Source organism: Nonomuraea sp. NPDC049158 (genome assembly GCF_040648335.1).
Lineage (GTDB): Bacteria > Actinomycetota > Actinomycetes > Streptosporangiales > Streptosporangiaceae > Nonomuraea.
In genome coordinates this window covers 85,611-101,632 of record NZ_JBEZDM010000015.1, presented here as the reverse complement: position 1 = coordinate 101,632, position 16,022 = coordinate 85,611, and the positions used below count along the sequence as shown (strand labels likewise).

14 protein-coding genes and 1 pseudogene are annotated in these 16,022 nt (G+C 68.9%); 7 read left to right on the top strand and 8 right to left on the bottom strand.

All coding sequences use genetic code 11. The features are described 5' to 3' along the window. Nucleotides 1-48: 48 nt before the first annotated feature. Nucleotides 49-1,221 (top strand): SLC13 family permease, encoded by a 1,173-nt coding sequence (locus AB0B61_RS30145; RefSeq protein ID WP_358438738.1) that lies wholly within the window; start codon nucleotides 49-51, stop codon nucleotides 1,219-1,221. Here the strand turns inward: AB0B61_RS30145 and AB0B61_RS30140 are convergent. From AB0B61_RS30140 to AB0B61_RS30130, 3 genes are read right to left on the bottom strand one after another with little or no spacing between them, the layout of a single operon-like run. Then, nucleotides 1,208-2,032 carry an inositol monophosphatase family protein gene (locus AB0B61_RS30140; RefSeq protein WP_358438736.1) on the bottom strand — a complete coding sequence of 275 codons (825 nt, stop codon included), beginning with the start codon at nucleotides 2,030-2,032 and terminating at the stop codon, nucleotides 1,208-1,210. The two genes, AB0B61_RS30145 and AB0B61_RS30140, sit on opposite strands and share 14 nt — an antisense overlap. A 10-nt stretch (nucleotides 2,033-2,042) precedes the next feature. Next, nucleotides 2,043-2,660: a hypothetical protein gene (locus AB0B61_RS30135; protein ID WP_358438733.1), complete on the bottom strand. Its 618-nt coding sequence runs from the start codon at nucleotides 2,658-2,660 to the stop codon at nucleotides 2,043-2,045. After that, nucleotides 2,657-3,697 (bottom strand): hypothetical protein, encoded by a 1,041-nt coding sequence (locus tag AB0B61_RS30130; RefSeq protein WP_358438730.1) that lies wholly within the window; start codon nucleotides 3,695-3,697, stop codon nucleotides 2,657-2,659. Before AB0B61_RS30130 ends, AB0B61_RS30135 begins: the two co-directional genes overlap by 4 nt. A 188-nt stretch (nucleotides 3,698-3,885) precedes the next feature. Here AB0B61_RS30130 and AB0B61_RS30125 point away from each other — a divergent pair, with 188 nt between their 5' ends. Then, nucleotides 3,886-4,761: a PIG-L family deacetylase gene (locus tag AB0B61_RS30125; protein ID WP_358438727.1), complete on the top strand. Its 876-nt coding sequence runs from the start codon at nucleotides 3,886-3,888 to the stop codon at nucleotides 4,759-4,761. Nucleotides 4,762-4,805: 44 nt separating this feature from the next. Here the strand turns inward: AB0B61_RS30125 and AB0B61_RS30120 are convergent, their stop codons facing one another. From AB0B61_RS30120 to AB0B61_RS30110, 3 genes are read right to left on the bottom strand one after another with little or no spacing between them, the layout of a single operon-like run. Next, nucleotides 4,806-5,576, bottom strand: a complete 771-nt coding sequence (locus AB0B61_RS30120) for a sporulation protein (RefSeq protein ID WP_358438725.1) — start codon at nucleotides 5,574-5,576, stop codon at nucleotides 4,806-4,808. Between the two features lie 9 nt (nucleotides 5,577-5,585). Next, nucleotides 5,586-6,815: an SPFH domain-containing protein gene (locus AB0B61_RS30115; RefSeq protein ID WP_358438722.1), complete on the bottom strand. Its 1,230-nt coding sequence runs from the start codon at nucleotides 6,813-6,815 to the stop codon at nucleotides 5,586-5,588. Continuing rightward, on the bottom strand, nucleotides 6,812-8,389 hold the full coding sequence (locus AB0B61_RS30110) for an SPFH domain-containing protein (protein ID WP_358438719.1): 1,578 nt from the start codon (nucleotides 8,387-8,389) through the stop codon (nucleotides 6,812-6,814). The genes AB0B61_RS30115 and AB0B61_RS30110 overlap by 4 nt, the downstream gene beginning before the upstream one ends. 150 nt (nucleotides 8,390-8,539) lie before the next feature. Between AB0B61_RS30110 and AB0B61_RS30105 the strand changes: the two genes are divergently transcribed. From AB0B61_RS30105 to AB0B61_RS30085, 5 genes and pseudogenes are all read left to right on the top strand, one after another. After that, the gene (locus tag AB0B61_RS30105) at nucleotides 8,540-9,454 is read left to right on the top strand and encodes an ABC transporter ATP-binding protein (RefSeq protein WP_358438975.1); all 915 of its coding nucleotides are present in this window, start codon (nucleotides 8,540-8,542) and stop codon (nucleotides 9,452-9,454) included. Further along, nucleotides 9,451-10,302 (top strand): ABC transporter permease, encoded by an 852-nt coding sequence (locus AB0B61_RS30100; RefSeq protein WP_358438716.1) that lies wholly within the window; start codon nucleotides 9,451-9,453, stop codon nucleotides 10,300-10,302. Before AB0B61_RS30105 ends, AB0B61_RS30100 begins: the two co-directional genes overlap by 4 nt. 14 nt (nucleotides 10,303-10,316) lie before the next feature. Further along, on the top strand, nucleotides 10,317-10,550 hold the full coding sequence (locus tag AB0B61_RS30095; RefSeq protein WP_358438714.1) for a helix-turn-helix transcriptional regulator: 234 nt from the start codon (nucleotides 10,317-10,319) through the stop codon (nucleotides 10,548-10,550). 58 nt (nucleotides 10,551-10,608) lie between these two features. After that, nucleotides 10,609-12,717, top strand: coding sequence for an excinuclease ABC subunit UvrB (uvrB, locus tag AB0B61_RS30090; RefSeq protein ID WP_358438711.1), 2,109 nt, complete (start codon nucleotides 10,609-10,611; stop codon nucleotides 12,715-12,717). A gap of 234 nt (nucleotides 12,718-12,951) precedes the next feature. Next, nucleotides 12,952-13,230, top strand: a pseudogene (locus tag AB0B61_RS30085) (hypothetical protein); the annotation flags it as partial. Nucleotides 13,231-13,295: 65 nt separating this feature from the next. On the opposite strand, the gene AB0B61_RS30080 reads toward AB0B61_RS30085, so the two are convergent. Both AB0B61_RS30080 and AB0B61_RS30075 read right to left on the bottom strand, forming a co-directional pair. Next, a complete protein-coding gene (locus AB0B61_RS30080) occupies nucleotides 13,296-14,144 on the bottom strand; it encodes a methyltransferase domain-containing protein (protein ID WP_358438708.1) in 849 nt (282 codons plus the stop codon). Then, nucleotides 14,141-15,400 carry an MFS transporter gene (locus AB0B61_RS30075; RefSeq protein WP_358438706.1) on the bottom strand — a complete coding sequence of 420 codons (1,260 nt, stop codon included), beginning with the start codon at nucleotides 15,398-15,400 and terminating at the stop codon, nucleotides 14,141-14,143. The genes AB0B61_RS30080 and AB0B61_RS30075 overlap by 4 nt, the downstream gene beginning before the upstream one ends. Between the last annotated feature and the right edge of the window lie 622 nt (nucleotides 15,401-16,022).

Here is a 16,022-nt window from a genome sequence, read left to right as displayed (position 1 = left end):
AGTATCCCCTGTGGGACCGGCGATTTTCAGCTGTGCGATCATCGACAGGTGTGGCGACGTCTTGGTGTGCTCGACTGGATCAGGGTCGGGCTGCTCGGGCTCGGCCTCGTCTTCGTGGCGACCGGGCTGCTTCCGTGGCGCGAAGCCGTGGACAGCCTGGACGAGATCGGGCCGTTGCTCGTCTTCCTGGTGGGCATCATCGTGCTGGCGGAGCTGACCAAGGAAGCCCAGGTCTTCGACGCCATCGCGGCCAGGATGGCGGTGCTGGGGCGGGGCAACTACGTCGCGCTCTTCTTCCTCTGTACGGCCTTCGCCTCATTTATTACGATATTTCTGAATCTCGATACGACCGCGGTGCTGCTCACCCCGGTCATGCTGGCGCTGGCGCCCAGGGCGCGCATCGCCGCCCTGCCCCTGGCGATGACCACGATCTGGCTGGCCAACACCGCCAGCCTGCTGCTGCCGGTCTCCAACCTGACGAACCTGCTCGGCATCAACAAGATCGCGCTCGACACCCAGCAGTTCGCCGGGCGGATGTGGGTGCCGCAGATCGTCTCGATCGCCGTGACGATGGTCTTCCTGTGGGTCTTCTTCTGGCGCCGGGGCCAGCGCCGCGACCTGCGCTACACGCCGCCCCTGCTGGAGCCGGTGGCCGACCGCGTGCTGTTCGCCGCCGCGGCCGCGGGCTGCTTGCTGTTCATCGGCGCGCTGCTGGTCAAGGTCCAGGTCGGCGTGGCCGCTTCGGTGGCGGCGCTGGTCGTCGTGGTGGCCTTCGTCGTACGCGACCGCGCCCGGCTGACGTGGAGCCTGATCCCCTGGCAGCTGCTCATCTTCGTGACGGGCCTGTTCCTGGTGGTGCCCACCCTCAGCCGCTACGGCCTGGCCGACCTGATGCGCTGGATGATCGGCGCCGAGGGCGACCCCTACCGGACGGCGGCGGTGGGTGCCGGGCTGTCCAACCTGATCAACAACCTGCCGGCCTTCCAGGCCATCGCCGAGGTCATCCCGTCGAGCGACCAGGACCGGTTGCTGGCCCTGCTGGTCGGCACCAACGTGGGGCCGGTCGTCACGCCGTGGGCGTCGCTGGCGACGCTGCTCTGGTTCGAGTCGTGCCGCCGCCACGACGTGTCCGTCCCGATGCGCCGCTTCCTGGCCACCGGCACCGGGCTGGCGGCCGTCGGCCTGGTCGCCAGTGTGTGGGCCCTCGTCACGTTCGGCTGACCGCTCCACCGCCGCGCAGCACATCGAGGAGGCCGGGCATGGCGCTCGGGTGGGTGGCGACGAAGCTGCGGTCGTCGGGCGTGCCGTCGATCCCCTCCTCGAACGGCCCGCCGTCCAGCGCCCGGATCTCGATGCCCGCCTCCCGCGCGAGGAGCGCGCCCGCGGGCAGGTCCACCGCCTCGGCCCGGTAGCCGACGATGCCGTCGATGTCGCCCCTGGCCAGCATCGCCCACGCCAGCAGCGGGGCCCACAGCTGCAGCATCCGCCGGGCGTTCAGCTCCAGGGCGTCCTTGATGGCCCGTACGGTCGCGTCGCTCCTGGACACCGAGTAGCCCTGGGTCCAGGCCAGCAGCGGGCCGTGCGGTGAGGGGTTGTGCGGCGGGGCCAGCCGTACGCCGGAGGACGTGATCGCGCCTCGGTCGCGGATCGCGGACCAGGTCTGGGCCGAGACGGGGTCGTGCACCACGCCCAGCATGGGGCGTCCCGAGCGGCACAGGGCCAGGCCGACGACGTAGGCGGGCAGGCCGATGACCACGTTGTTGGTGCCGTCGAGCGGGTCGATCAGCCACGTCCACTCGCCGTCGGCGGCGCCCAGCAGGCCCGACTCCTCGGCGATGACGGAGTGCGCCGGGAAGGCGGTGAGAATGCGTTCGACCAGCAGTTTCTCCGAGGCCAGGTCGAGTTCGGTGACGACGTCGCCCGAACCGCCCTTGGGCCGGGCGCCGAGCGCGCCGCGGGTGCCGGACACGAGTAGTTCGCCCGCGGCCTCGGCGGCGGTGACGGCGACCGCGCGAGCGTGATCCAGATCCATTCGGGGCCCCTCAGCTCAGGTGGGCGGCTATCAGGCGGACGGCGAGCGCCGTCTCCTCGTCGTCGAGCGGTTGCCTGGACACGTGGTGGTCGCCGGTGCCGAGCGGGCCCAGCGACAGGTCGCGGCTGCCCGGCCGGCCGCGGCCGAGCGCGATCGTGGCCGCCTCGCCCCCCGCCGGCACGACGCTGCTGTGGAAGCGGCCGGCCGCCAGCGTGTAGGTGTCGCCGGGGCCGAACTCCTCCACCAGCCCCGTCTCCTGCCGTACGGTCCGGCGGGTGGGCGTGATGCGGTCGCCGTCCGCGGCGCTGACCACCTCGAACACCCGGTGCGTGGCGTCGTGCACCGCGTCGGTGACCACCGCGTGCACGTTGCGCACCTGCCCGTACAGCACATGGCTGAGCAGGTCCCAGCTGTGGCAGTGGATGCCCGAGGTGGTGCTCTCCGCGTGCGTGAATCTGGCCGACCACAGATGGAGACATACCCCCTCGCCGCCGTCACGCTCCAGTGGCAGGCAGACGAAGCCGAGCGGGTGGCGTACGGCCCTGATGCCGGTGCCTGACAGCGCCGCCAGCGCCCATGGGCGCGCCTGTCCCCGGGCGAGCTGCTGGTAGACACCGCGACGGCTCATGCGTCGTACGGATTCCTGGCGCGCAGCGCCTTGCGGGCGATGTCGACGACGTCGCGGTCGTCGTAGGACCTGGGCAGCGGGATCGAGATCCGGGTGAACAGCTCCTGCACCTCCTCGACCGTGGGCTCGTCGCTCAGTGGCACCTTCTTGTACATCTCCAGCGGCACCAGCCGGGCCTGCTCGAAGCTGAGCCGCAGCTCGGTGTCGCAGTTCTCGTAGTAGAAGGTGTCGGCCAGCGCGGTCATCGCCCGGTTGGGGTCCTCGACCGTCATGATCAGGCGGGTGGCCGACAGGTCCCAGCGGAAGGTCGTCATCGTGGAGGACAGGCCGATGCCGATGTCGAGCAGCCCGTAACGCTGGCGGTGCCAGAAGGCGGCCAGGATCGTGGCGTACGACTCCTTCCTGACCCGGTCGGCCGTCCAGGTCTCGCCGGTGCCGTCGGGCGCGTCGGACAGGGAGCGGCGGTAGTGGGCGTAGGTCTCGCACACCTCGACGTTGACCGGGTCGATGATCTCGACCCGGACCGTGAGGTGGCGCTTGACCTTTCTGGCCGCCGCCACGCACTCGGGCAGCGTGACCGCGCGCAGGTAGGTGCCGGTGCCGCCCTTGAAGCTCCACCGCGTGGTGTCCTTGCGGGCGTCGGCGTGCGCCTGCGCGATCTCCTGCCTGCTGCCGAGCACCCTGACCAGCTGGAGCGAGTCGAGGGCCCGCCGTGTGCCGGTGACCAGGTCCTCGATCTCCTCGAGCCGGGCCAGCCGTACGGGCAGCTGGGCGAGCGCGCCGGAGGTGACGGTCTCCTCCAACGGCGCCTGACGCACCCGGTCGCGCAGCAGCGCGGTGGCCACCAGCGCCAGGATCACCAGGGTCGCCGCGCTGACCAGCTGATCCTGGACCTTGTCGCCCTCCGGGCCGAAGATGCCGTCCGGCATGATCCCGAGCACGCCGACTACAATGGCCAGACCGAGTGCGATCGCGCCGTCGGCGTTCTGCGCCGCCCATGGGGCGATCCGCTTCAGCGCCGCCGTGAACCGTGCCATCGCATTGCCCCGCATCCGACGATCAGTCAGTTCCCGAAATCATGGTAACGACCCCGCCAAGTGCGCGGAAAGAGCAGGCCTCCTCCCTGAGTATGACCTGACATATCCCCCTTAAAGGTAGGGCGTGGAGATCGCGAGATCTTTACGCTTACTGGACGGGGGTGGGGATGAAGGGGTTAATACCGAGCTTGCGCTCGGGTTCGTTGGCGATGGCGCTGGTCGTCTACACGGTGTGTCCCGTGCCGCCGGCCATCGCCGCCACGGTGTCCGACGAGCTGGTCCTGGGGGAGCGGTTCGTCCAGGTCGTCGCCCATCCGGACGACGATCTGCTGTTCATGAGCCCCGACCTCTACGGCGGGGTGCTGGGCGAGCGGCCGAGCGTCACCGTCTACCTCACCGCGGGCGAGGGCACCGCGGGGCTGGACGACCATCATGATCCGTACGTGTACGCACGGGACCGCGTCGCGGGCCTGCGTGCCGCGTACGCCCATCTGGCTGGGGTGCGTGACGCCTGGCAGAGCACGGTGATCACCGCCGGGGGGCTGCCCGTCAAGGTGGACTCCCTGGTCGAGCGGCCGAAGGTGATCCTCATCTACGCCGGGCTGCCGGACGGCGGCGACCCGCGGGCCGACGGCGGTCGTGACGCGCTGACCCGGCTATGGGCCGGCCGGGGCTGCGTACGCGCCTTCGACCCCGCCGAGCGGCGGTGCGTGAGCCGGGAGAACGTGGTGGCGATGCTGCGTGCCGTCTACGCCAGATACCAGGCGAACGTGATCCGCACCCTGGACCCCGACCCGCCGCCGCGCTGCCGGCTGTGCGACCACCCCGACCACGTGGCCTCGGCCCGCTTCGCCGCCGCCGCTGCCGCGGATCGGCGGGTGCGCCTGGTGGCCTACCGCGGCTACCCGATGACGACCTGGGCGCCCAACGTGCCGCAGCGGATGCGGGAGCTCAAGCGGGAGATCTTCCACGTTTACCGGCGCTACGACTACCGGGCCAGGTCCGGCTGGCACTACCGGGCCTGGTACGACCGGATGTACAAGGTCACGGGCCATCGCCACTGACGGCTTGGCGGCGTGGAGCTGTCGCTCCACGCCGCCCTTGAGGCTCAGAGCCAGCCGCGGCGCCGCGCCATCTGCTCCAGAGCGTGCCGGAGCGCCTGGTCGGCCCCGCTCGGGTCGTCGTAGCGGACCGTGAAGCGGTTGTAGGCGTCGTGGCTGGAGGTCAGGAAGCCGCCGCGCTTGTCGGCCTCCAGGATGACGTCCATCTGCCGCGGCCCGGCGATGAACGTCAGCTCCAGCTCGTTGAAGTGCCGCCGCCACTCCCCGCCCGCGTAGTACTCGATCTCCTGGAAGAACGGCATCGTCGAGCCGCGCAGCGTGCCGCGTTCGAGGTCGGCCTTCTTGAAGCCGAAGCCCAGGCGGTCGAGCGCGGCGATGACGTGCTCCTGCGCGGGCAGCGGGTTGACGAACAGCGGGTCGAGGTCGCCCTTGTCCATCGCGCCGGCCAGCGCCAGCTCCGTCTGCACGCCCAGCCGCATGCCGTGCAGCGGATGACCGCCGATGGCGCTGATCGGCGTCTCCCAGGGGATGACGATCTCGAACGGCTGGCTGTGCTGCGCGCCGGCGGTGAGCTGGAAGGTCCCGGCGACCTGCTGGCGCAGGAAGCCGTAGGTGGTCTTGTACTCCTCGTCGCCGCGCTCCACCTCGACCACCGCGGTCAGATCGAGGTAGATGCCCTCGACCTTGTAGTCGGCACCGCCGCCGCGGAAGTTCACCACTCCGCGTAACGTCTCACCGGGCCGGACACCGCTGTTGGTCAGGACCGTGTCTACTTCGACGCCCGCGCCGAACGCGGCCATCAGTTTGCGGAACACCATGGGGTTCTCCTATGACCCGGGGGTCTCTCCGTTGTGATGGCCCGAGAAGCGGGGGAGCAACTGGGCCAGGAGCAAGGTCGACAGCGCGGAGTCGCCGGATCCCTGCTGGGTGCGGACCACCAGGGGTTGCGGGGCGTTCTCCGCCAGTTTGGCGCCCACGTCCAGGCGCCTGCGGGCCAGCTCGTACTGCAGCACGGCTCGGTTGTCGCGGTAGGAGTCGGCCAGCCTGCGCAGGGCCTTGGCCTCGTTCTCGGCGGAGGTCAGCTCGGCGCGGCCGCGGGCCTCGATCTCCCAGCGCACCCGCTGCGCCTCCGTCGCCTGCTCTTCCAGCATGCGCGCCACGTCCTTGCGCGCGGTGTTGTGCGCGGCCTTGACCTCGACCACGCGGGCGTCACGGGTCTTCTTGGAGCGCTCGATCTCCATGAGCAGGGTGTCGATGCGGCGCTTGCGGGTCAGCTCCCACTCGCGCTCGTAGGCCGACAGCTCCTTGGCCACCTTCTCGCGGGTGGCCAGGTGCTGCTGGTACTGGTCGGGCAGCTGCACGTCGGGGATGTTGGCGCCGGTGATGCGCACGCCGTAGCGGCCGAGCTGACGGTTGAGCGCCTCCTGCATGTCGCCGACGTCGGAGCCGCGCAGGTCGTACGCGCGCTCGGTGTTGACCTTGCGGCTGCGCTGCCTGATCGCGTCCTGTACGGCGCTCGACAGCACCAGGTCGAAGTTGCCCGCGCCGATCGTGCGGACGAACGCGACCGGGTCCACGATGCGGAACTTGAGGAAGAACTCGATCGACTTCAGCGGTACGTTCTCCGCCGTCGGGCAGGCCACGATCGGCGCCGAGTACGGGATCTCGGTGGAGGTGTCGACGACCGCGTCCACCCGGTCCCACGGCAGCCACAGGTAGTGGCGGCCCGGCGGGAGCGTGCCGGTGATGGCGCCCCAGCGGCTGCGTACGCCGGTGGTGCCCTCCTCGATCTCGATGATCGCCCGGCGCCACATCCACACCAGCGCCACGGCCAGGAAGAACACCGCGCCCAGCGAGGCCGGCACGACGAGGTTGCCCAGCACCGCCATCCCGGCGAAGTAGACGGCGATGAAGACCAGGGCCATCCAGGCGAAGCCGCGCCTGTCCTTGGGGATCACGACGGGCACGAGCTGGCCCTGCTCGCCGCCGCGCAGCAGCTGGCGGATGTCGGACCAGGAGGCCAGCGACTCCTTGATCTTCGAGAACTCGCGGCTCATCGGACCTCACCCTCGATGGTCGGCAGCGTGCCGGCGAGAGCGGGCTCGGGCGCCTCGCTCACCTCTTCGGCGACCTTCTTGAGCAGTGCGGTGATCTCCGCCTCCCTGCCCGCCACGCGCTCGCCGATCTCGGACAGCCGGCCCCGGATCGCCGCCATGTCCTCGGCCGAGAACAGCGCCGCCCCCTTGCCGCCGACCAGTTGCTGGGCCAGCGCCAGGAAGTCGATGTCGGTGTGCTCGCCCACCTGCACCACCTGCGGCAGCCGGGTCGCGACCGACTCCAGCTTGTCCAGCAGGTCCTGCTGGAAGCGGTAGTCGAGGATCTCCGGCGCCTCGGCCGCGCTGAGCGCCCTGATGTCGAGCGCCTGCGCCTCCAGCAGCGCCGAGTTGGCGTTGGCGGAGGACTCCGCCTCGACCAGGCGCTGCCTGGCCTGCGCCTTGGCCTGGTGGGAGGCCCGCTCCAGCGCCGTGTCCATGCGCGCCTGGTAGCCGGCGATCTCCGCCTGGATCGCGCTCAGCGTCTCCTGCAGCCCGGCCAGCTCCTTGATCAGGTCGCCCTCGTTCTGCTCCTTGCGCAGTTGCAGCTCGTACTCGTAGGTGTAGGCCTCCTTGGCGACGCGCACCATCTCGGGGGCGGCCAGGTCCATCCGGTACTCCTGGCTGGACGGCTCGGCGTGCGTGATGTTCACGTCGGTGAGGCGTACGGCGGGCAGGAACTGCTGGTTGAGGTTGTCCAGCATGCCCAGCGTGCTCTCGCCCACCAGGTCGTAGATGTCCTCGGCCCGCTGGGCGTAGATGAGGGAGCGGGTGACCTCGCTGATGGCGTTCTGCAGCTTGGACTGGAAGCCGCTGACCGAGCCGAGCACGAAGATGAACTCCGCCGGGTTCTCGATCCTGAACTGCAGGAACAGGTCGACGCTCGCCTTGACGCCCTGCTGCGTGGGGGCCTCGCTGATGGGGGCGTTGAACGGGTATTCACGGGTGGTGTTGACGATGTAACTGACCCGCTTCCACGGGTTGAACAGCGTCACCCGGCCGGGATCGGCGATCTGCACCAGCTTGCCGAACTTGGTGATCAGCGCCTTGCAGCCCTCGGGCACCATCACCACGCTGCGCCGCCACCACAGGAAGGCGGCCGCCAGGACCAGGACGATCCAGTAGTGCGGGCCGAAGAACACATCGGTTCGGGGGATGACATTGCCGAGCGCGCCGATCAGGCCGAGCACCACCAGGATGCCCAGCGGCACGACCACCTTCGCGGTGGTCCCCTTGGGGATCACCACCGGAGAGATCACGTGCTTGCCGTTCTCGGCGAAGCTGCGGTTGATGATCTCGCCGGCCTCGTTCAGCGACGCGGACCGGGCCTCGATGAGCGTGCCCACCGACACGCCGCCGTCACGGGCCGCCGCGAAGTCGTACGGGTTGAGCGTGAAGCCCTGAACCTGGACCTGACCGGCCAGCTGGCCCGCCTGGTCCACCGCCTGGCCGACGGCTTGACGGACATCACCGCCTTGTACGACCGCCTGGGCCATGCCCTGACCTGCCTGGATCAACGCCTCTCTGGGTCGTGACATTGCACCTTCCTCTTCCGCTACGGGCGGATTCGACCGTATCGGGTGTCACTTACTGTTCGCTTGCAACCTGTTGTCGTACTCCTCTTGCGATCGGTAGTAGGTGTGCTATCAATGTAGTAGACCTACTACTAGGAGGGTCTGATGAAGGCCATGAGGGACCTGGACGAGGGTTCCGCGTTAGCCGACCCGGTGGAGCCCGCCGTCATCGAGGTCCGCGATCTGCGCATGCGCTACGGGCCGGTGGAGGTGCTCCAGGGCGTCGACTTCACCGTGCGCGCGGGAGAGGTGATCGCGCTGCTCGGCCCGAACGGCGCGGGCAAGACCACCACGATCGAGATCCTTGAGGGCTTCCGGGTACGCTCCGGCGGCCAGGTGCGGGTGCTCGGCACCGACCCGGCCGGCGGCGACGAGCGGTGGCGGGCCCGGATCGGGGTGGTGCTGCAGTCATGGCGTGACCACGGGTCCTGGCGGGTCCGCGAATTGCTCGACCACCTCGGCCGCTACTACGCCCCCTACTCGGACGAGGGCCGGAGCCGCCCGCTGCCCACCGACGAGCTGATGGCCGCCGTCGGCCTCACCGAGCACGCCGACCGGCGGGTCGCCAAGCTCTCCGGCGGGCAGCGCCGCCGGCTCGACGTGGCCATCGGCATCGTCGGGCGCCCTGACGTGCTGTTCCTCGACGAGCCGACCGCCGGGTTCGACCCGCAGGCCCGCCGCGACTTCCACGACCTGGTGCACCGGCTGTCGGACCTCGACGACACCACCATCCTGCTCACCACGCACGACCTGGACGAGGCCGAGAAACTCGCCGACCGGATCCTCATCCTGGCGAGCGGCAGGATCGTCGCCGACGGCAGCGCCGACCGCCTGGCGCGCGAGGTCTCCCGCGACGCGCAGGTGCGCTGGAGCGTCCGCGGCGAGCACTTCGTACACGCCACCGATGACGCCACCGGCTTCGTCCGCGACCTGTTCGCGCAGCACGGCGAGGAGATCGGCGATCTGGAGGTACGCCGGGCGACGCTCGAGGACACCTACATGGCGATCCTCAGAAAGGAAGAGCGATGAACCCCACGCTGCACGCCGTCCGGCTCGGGCTGGCCCGCGGCTGGATCGAGGCCAAGCACACCCTGGTCAGCCGGCAGGAGATCACTTTCACCGGCGTCACCTCGGCCGCCATGGTCGTGGTGATGTACCTCCAGCGGGACGCGACGCTGCCCGGCACGTCCATCTCGCTGGCCGCGGTCACCCTGCCCAGCGTCCTCGGCATGCTGGCCGCCTTCAACGGCCTGCTCAGCGCGGTGGGCGGCCTGGCCGTCGAACGGGAGGACGGCACGCTGCTGAGGGCCAAGGCCCTGCCGCAGGGCATGCTCGGCTACCTGGTCGGCCGCGTGGTGCTGGTGTCGTTCACCACCCTGATCAGGGTGCTGGTCGTGCTCGTGGCCGGGCTGGTCCTGATCCCTTCGCTGGCGCACACCCCGCCGTCCGGCTGGCTCACCATGGTCTGGGTGCTGCTGCTCGGCCTCACGGCCACGTTGCCGCTGGGCGCGATCATCGGCTCGATGGCGACCAACCCGCAGACGGCGGCCGGACTGTCGATGCTGCTCACGGGCGGGCTCGCCGCCGTCTCAGGCATCTTCTACCCGCTGTCGGCGCTGGCCGGCTGGCTGCAGGCGCTGGCCCATGTGTTCCCGCTGTACTGGCTGGGGCTGGGGATGCGCTCGGCCCTGTCGCCCGCCGGCGCCGCGGCGGAGATCGGCGGCTCCTGGCACACCCTGGAGACGATCGGCGTGCTCGGCGCGTGGTCCGCGGCCGGCCTGCTCCTGGCGCCCCCGATCCTGCGCCGGATGGCCCGGCGCGAGTCAGGCTCGCTGATGCAGATGCGCCGTGACCGAGCACTGCAACGCATCGGCTGAGAAGATAGGCGGCGATGAGCGAGATCGTCTACAACCGCATCGCGTTGCTGCGCGCCGAACGCGGTGTCACCCGCAGGCAGCTCGCCGACGCTCTGGGCGTGCACTACCAGACGATCGGTTACCTGGAACGCGGCGAATACAGCCCCAGCCTCTACCTGGCGCTGCGGATCGCCGAACACTTCGAGGTGCCGGTCGAGGTCGTCTTCTCCACCACCCCGTTTCCCCGGATCGGCGAGCGGACCGCCTGAAGGGTGCCCCCGTGACCAGGTGACGGTTTCTGTCAGTGGCGCCGCCTACAGTGGCACCATGCGACCGGTCACTGATTTGCAGCGGAAGGTGGCGCCCTTCGAGGTCGTCACCGAGATGACTCCCTCCGGCGACCAGCCGACGGCCATCGCCGAGCTGGAGCGCCGCGTCAAGGCCGGGGAGAAGGACAACGTCCTGCTGGGCGCCACGGGCACCGGCAAGACCGCCTCGATCGCCTGGCTGATCGAGCGGCTGCAGCGGCCCGCGCTGGTCATGCAGCCCAACAAGACGCTCGCCGCGCAGTTCGCCAACGAGCTGCGGGAGATGCTGCCCAACAACGCGGTTGAATATTTCGTCTCTTATTACGATTACTACCAGCCTGAGGCGTACGTCCCGCAGAGCGACACGTACATCGAGAAGGACTCCTCGATCAACGACGAGGTCGAGCGGTTGCGTCACTCGGCGACCAACTCGCTGCTGACCCGCCGCGACACGATCGTGGTGGCCTCCGTGTCGTGCATCTACGGCCTGGGCACGCCGCAGGAATACGTCGACCGCATGGCCAGGCTCCGCGTCGGCATGGACGTCGACCGCGACCAGCTGCTGCGCCGCCTGGTCGACATGCAGTACACCCGCAACGACCTCGCCTTCACGCGGGGCACCTTCCGGGTGCGCGGCGACACGATCGAGATCATCCCGAAGTACGAAGAGCTGGCCGTACGCATCGAGATGTTCGGCGACGAGATCGAGAAGCTCTCCACCATGCACCCGCTGACCGGCGAGGTCATCACCGAGGACGAGGAGCTCTACATCTTCCCCGCCTCCCACTACGTCGCCGGCGAGGCGCGGATGGCGATGGCCGTCAACGGCATCGAGGCGGAGCTGGCCGAGCGGCTGTCGGAGCTGGAGCGGCAGGGCAAGCTGCTGGAGGCGCAGCGGCTGCGCATGCGCACCACCTACGACATCGAGATGATGCGCCAGATCGGCACCTGCTCCGGCATCGAAAACTACTCGCGCCACATGGACGGCCGCGAGGCGGGCAGCGCCCCCAACACGCTGCTCGACTACTTCCCGGAAGACTTCCTGCTGGTCCTCGACGAGTCCCACCAGACCGTGCCGCAGATCGGCGCCATGTACGAGGGCGACGCCTCCCGCAAGCGCACCCTGGTCGACCACGGCTTCCGCCTGCCGTCGGCGCTGGACAACCGCCCGCTGAAGTGGGAAGAGTTCCTGGAGCGCATCGGCCAGACCGTCTACCTGTCGGCCACGCCCGGCTCCTACGAGCTGGGCCGGGTCAAGGGCGACGTGGTCGAGCAGGTCATCCGGCCGACCGGGCTGGTCGACCCCGAGGTGCTCGTCAAGCCCACCAAGGGGCAGATCGACGACCTGGTCCACGAGATCCGCGAGCGCGCCGACCGCGACGAGCGGGTCCTGGTCACCACACTGACCAAGAAGATGTCGGAAGACCTCACCGACTACCTGCTCGAGCTGGGCATCCGAGTCCGCTACCTGCACAGCGAGGTCGACACGCTGCGCCGCATCGAACTGCTGCGCGAGCTCCGCTCCGGCGAATACGACGTGCTGGTCGGCATCAACCTCCTGCGCGAGGGCCTCGACCTGCCCGAGGTGTCGCTGGTGGCCATCCTCGACGCCGACAAGGAAGGCTTCCTCCGCTCGGAGACCTCCCTGATCCAGACCATCGGCCGAGCCGCCCGTAACGTCTCAGGACAGGTCCACATGTACGCCGACAAGGTCACCCCGTCGATGGAGCGGGCCATCGACGAGACCAACCGGCGGCGGGCCAAGCAGATCGCCTACAACCAGGCCAACGGCATCGACCCGCAGCCGCTCCGCAAGAAGATCGCCGACATCCTCGACTCGTTGCAGCGCGAGGACGCCGACACCGACCGCCTCCTCGGCGGCGGCCGCCAGCAGTCGCGCGGCAAGGCGCCCGTGCCCGGCTTCGCCGCCCGCCAGGCCGGGCAGCACGCCAAGACCATCGCGGGGGAGATGCCCCGGGCACAGATGGAGTCGTTGATCGAGTCGCTGACCGAGCAGATGCACCAGTCGGCGGCCGACCTCCAGTTCGAGGTGGCCGCCCGGCTGCGCGACGAGATCAAGGAACTCAAGCGGGAACTGCGCGACATGCGGGAGGCGGGGGTCAAGTAGCAGCCTGGAGAAAGGGCCTCCGCTTCGCTCCGGACGTCCTCCCAGGCGGGCTAACGCCCGCCCCCCGAAGGGCCTCGCTGCGCTCGGACGCCTTCCCAAGAACGCTTCGCCGGGTCGGCTGGGCGGAGCGAGCTTCCTTGGCGGTACCACCATCGAGACTTTAGGGGTCCTAACAAAATGATCTAGGGCCGTGTCCGCAAGCCCTTTTGATCGATGGTCTCTGTGTGAAGAAGGGTGAGCAGCTGCCCTGAAGCGCCGGAAAGCTTGTGGGAGCGCGTCGAACCGCTGTTGCCGAGGGTGGAGCGGCGACAGCGTCATCCCGGTCGCAAACGACTGGACGATCGGCACGCTCTGCAAGGCATCCCCCTCGCAGTCTCCCTGACCGGCGGTAACCGCAACGACGTCACCCAGCGCATGTCCCTGATCCAAGCGATTCCGCCAGCGCGGGGCCGAGTAGGGCGGCCCCGCAAGCGACCCGAGTGCCTGTACGACGACCATGACAAGTACCGCCGCCTGGTCTGGCGCACCGGGGTAGGTGCGCGCTGTCAGGGGTCAACGCTCGTGCTTCCGTCGCCCGGTCATGTCCGTCGGCGGAGGGTCGCGAGGTAGACGGCCGTTGAGCTCTCGAAGTCGACGATGTCGGCGAGTTCCCAGCCGGTACCGTTGGCGAGTTCGGCGAGTTCGCGTGGTGCCAGGCTGAGGTAGTCGAACCAGGGCGTCGCGACGTCGCGGTAGCGGACCCGCATGGTGCGTTGTCCGGCTATGCGGCCCGCCCGGAGGTTCTGTTCGTTGTAGGGCAGGTGCAAGGGATCGGCGGAGTCCGTCAGGTTCCGGCCTTGGCCGACGATGATGGCGCCGGGCTCGGCCATCGCTGCTAGCGCCCGCAGGAATTCCGGCGCCCTTTCCCGGCTCTCCAGCAAACCGAGATTGGCGCCCAGGAGCAGGAAGCTGTCGTATCGCTCTCCCGTCGCGGCATGCTCGTGGACCGTGCCGAGAACGGCGGAACGAACCCCTTGCCGACGGCACACTTCGAGCGCGCCCGGTGAGATGTCGATCGCTGTAACGGCGTGGCCCCGATCGAGCAACGCGCGTGCGGCCCGTCCTCCGCCGGCGCCGACGTCCAGAACTCTGCCCTTGAGCAAGTCCAGCGCTTGGCGCTCACTGTCCGGCCATTGGTCGACCGGCGCGATCCATGGTTCGACGGGCACGGGCTTCACCAGCCCGTCGCTGCGTTCCGCGATATGGAAGACCGGGGTGGCAGCCGACTCCAGCGACGCCTGGTAGGCATCGCGCAGCATGTCCCCGGTCGCGTCCCCGTTACGGGGACCAAATGCCGTCCGTTCTGCCTGCTGGCCTTCTTCCGTTGCCTTGTCGTCGGCCTCATCATCTGCGACGTGGCCGAGGGCGCGGACGGTGGGAGCGTTCATCGTGTTCTCTCTGCTGGATCGGATGAAGGAACCGATGGTTCGGGGCGCACGAGCGGCCGGAATATGACGAAGAACATCAGGACAACCCCGGCGCCACACCATGCCCCGATGACGGTAGAGGTGGAAAAGCGTTCGCTGAGGGCGCCGGTGGCCAGGATCGCGGTGCCCTGGGCGATCTGGATGCCGCTGTTCATGACGCCGAACGCCCGGGCCCGGTATTCGGTGGGAAGCACGCTCTTGAACAGCGCCTGAGCGGCGGGCAGCAGCAGCGACATGACCACGCCGGAGGCGGTGACCAGGAGCAGCACGCCGGCGAGCGGCGGGTCGAGCAGCGCGGGGACCAGCGTGAGGGGGGCCAGGATCGCCAGGGGGCGGATCAGCCGGGTCCTGGTACGCGAGCGCAGCAGCCGGGTCAGTATCAGGCCGCCGATGGCGACACCAAGCGGGTTCGCGGCCATGATGAGCCCCTGTGCCGCGCCGCCGCCGTCGATTTCGGACGCCCAGGCCGCCGCCAGGCCCTCCGGAACGATCACGAAGGTGACCGTTGCGAAGGTTATGAGCGCGATGGCCCGCATCACCGGGTCGCCGAAGACGACGGCGTACCCTTGTCCAGTCTCCCGCCACAGGCCAAGGCGGTGGGTGGCCCCCAGTGTCGCGGGCCGGAGCTTGACGTAACGGCGCAGCAGGAACGCCGAGCCGACGAAGGTACCGGCGTTCAGCAGCAGCGCGGCATGCGGGTTGTAGCCGGCGATCATTCCTCCGGCGGCGTACCCGAAGACCTGGGCCAGGTGGAAGATGGCGTTGTTGAAGGCTATGCCGAGCGGGTACAGGTCGCCGGTCAGGATGTGCGGGAGCTGAGAGGAACGGGCGGCCTCGAACGGTGGGGCGAACAACCCACTGGCGAACAGCAGCACCAGCAGGACCGCCACAGGCACTCCGGGGATCGCGATCAGCCCGATGAGCGCCGCTCTGACCAGATCGCAGAAGATCATCACTGAGCGCGAGGGATACCGTTCGGCCACTGCAGCGAGTAAGGGCCCTGCGGTGAGCCACGGCAGATACCCCACGGCGAAGGCCGCTGCCGAGGCCAGCACTGAGCCGGTGCGATCGAAGACCAGCAGCGCTACCGCGGCCTTGCACAGATAGTCCCCGATCCAGGAGAGCACGCTCGCGGTGAAGACTGCGCGGTACTCCACCAGAACGAACAGATCCCGATAGCCCGCCAGCCGTTCCTCATCCGTCGCCGGACGCCTCATCAATTCTCCGCAACGCGCTCATGAAGAGGGCCGGCTCACCGCCGAAGGCTGTGTGCCGGCCGCTGTCAGCTCATCGTGGATCAATCCCAGACGGTGTCCTTGCGGGTCATGAAGCACCTCCCTCTGCTCTTCGGCATGCTGATCGCTCAGTATCCCAAGCGACTAGATCATATAGTTATATGTTCCATCTTTTCGGCAACCGTCGAATGTCTCCGTCCTCGTGGCCAAAGCCCCAAACGGTAAAGGTGTTGCTCGCCCTCAGCGACCGGAGCGATCAACGGTGAGGGCATATCCCTCCTGGTAGTGGTTCTGGTGGACATGTGCTTGTTGCCGGGCGGAGTGGTAGCGCAAGTGCCTGGCTCCCGATCCGGCGGAGTCCAGCTCGACTGGTCCAAAAGCGGTGATCGACAGCTCCCGCGTCCGGGCGCTCAAGGACGGCCCATAACCGGGCCGAGCCTGGTCGCCTGCGTATCCGCTGGGAGGTCCGTTACGACATCCACGGGGCATACATGACGCTTGCTGAGGCGATCATTTGCCGGCGACGCCTCGTCCGATGATCTTTCTGTGGGATCTCTTTAGCGTCGCTACGCTTTCGTCTCCGGCCCTCGCCCTTTAGCGGGCG

Coding starts and splice junctions, on each gene's coding strand:
- AB0B61_RS30120 (WP_358438725.1), bottom strand. CDS start 5,576: ATGGTGTTCCGCAAACTGATGGCCGCGTTCGGCGCGGGCGTCGAAGTA.
- AB0B61_RS30140 (WP_358438736.1), bottom strand. CDS start 2,032: ATGGATCTGGATCACGCTCGCGCGGTCGCCGTCACCGCCGCCGAGGCC.
- AB0B61_RS30135 (WP_358438733.1), bottom strand. CDS start 2,660: ATGAGCCGTCGCGGTGTCTACCAGCAGCTCGCCCGGGGACAGGCGCGC.
- AB0B61_RS30100 (WP_358438716.1), top strand. CDS start 9,451: ATGAACCCCACGCTGCACGCCGTCCGGCTCGGGCTGGCCCGCGGCTGG.
- uvrB (WP_358438711.1), top strand. CDS start 10,609: ATGCGACCGGTCACTGATTTGCAGCGGAAGGTGGCGCCCTTCGAGGTC.
- AB0B61_RS30115 (WP_358438722.1), bottom strand. CDS start 6,815: ATGAGCCGCGAGTTCTCGAAGATCAAGGAGTCGCTGGCCTCCTGGTCC.
- AB0B61_RS30080 (WP_358438708.1), bottom strand. CDS start 14,144: ATGAACGCTCCCACCGTCCGCGCCCTCGGCCACGTCGCAGATGATGAG.
- AB0B61_RS30110 (WP_358438719.1), bottom strand. CDS start 8,389: ATGTCACGACCCAGAGAGGCGTTGATCCAGGCAGGTCAGGGCATGGCC.
- AB0B61_RS30095 (WP_358438714.1), top strand. CDS start 10,317: ATGAGCGAGATCGTCTACAACCGCATCGCGTTGCTGCGCGCCGAACGC.
- AB0B61_RS30105 (WP_358438975.1), top strand. CDS start 8,540: ATGAGGGACCTGGACGAGGGTTCCGCGTTAGCCGACCCGGTGGAGCCC.
- AB0B61_RS30075 (WP_358438706.1), bottom strand. CDS start 15,400: ATGAGGCGTCCGGCGACGGATGAGGAACGGCTGGCGGGCTATCGGGAT.
- AB0B61_RS30130 (WP_358438730.1), bottom strand. CDS start 3,697: ATGGCACGGTTCACGGCGGCGCTGAAGCGGATCGCCCCATGGGCGGCG.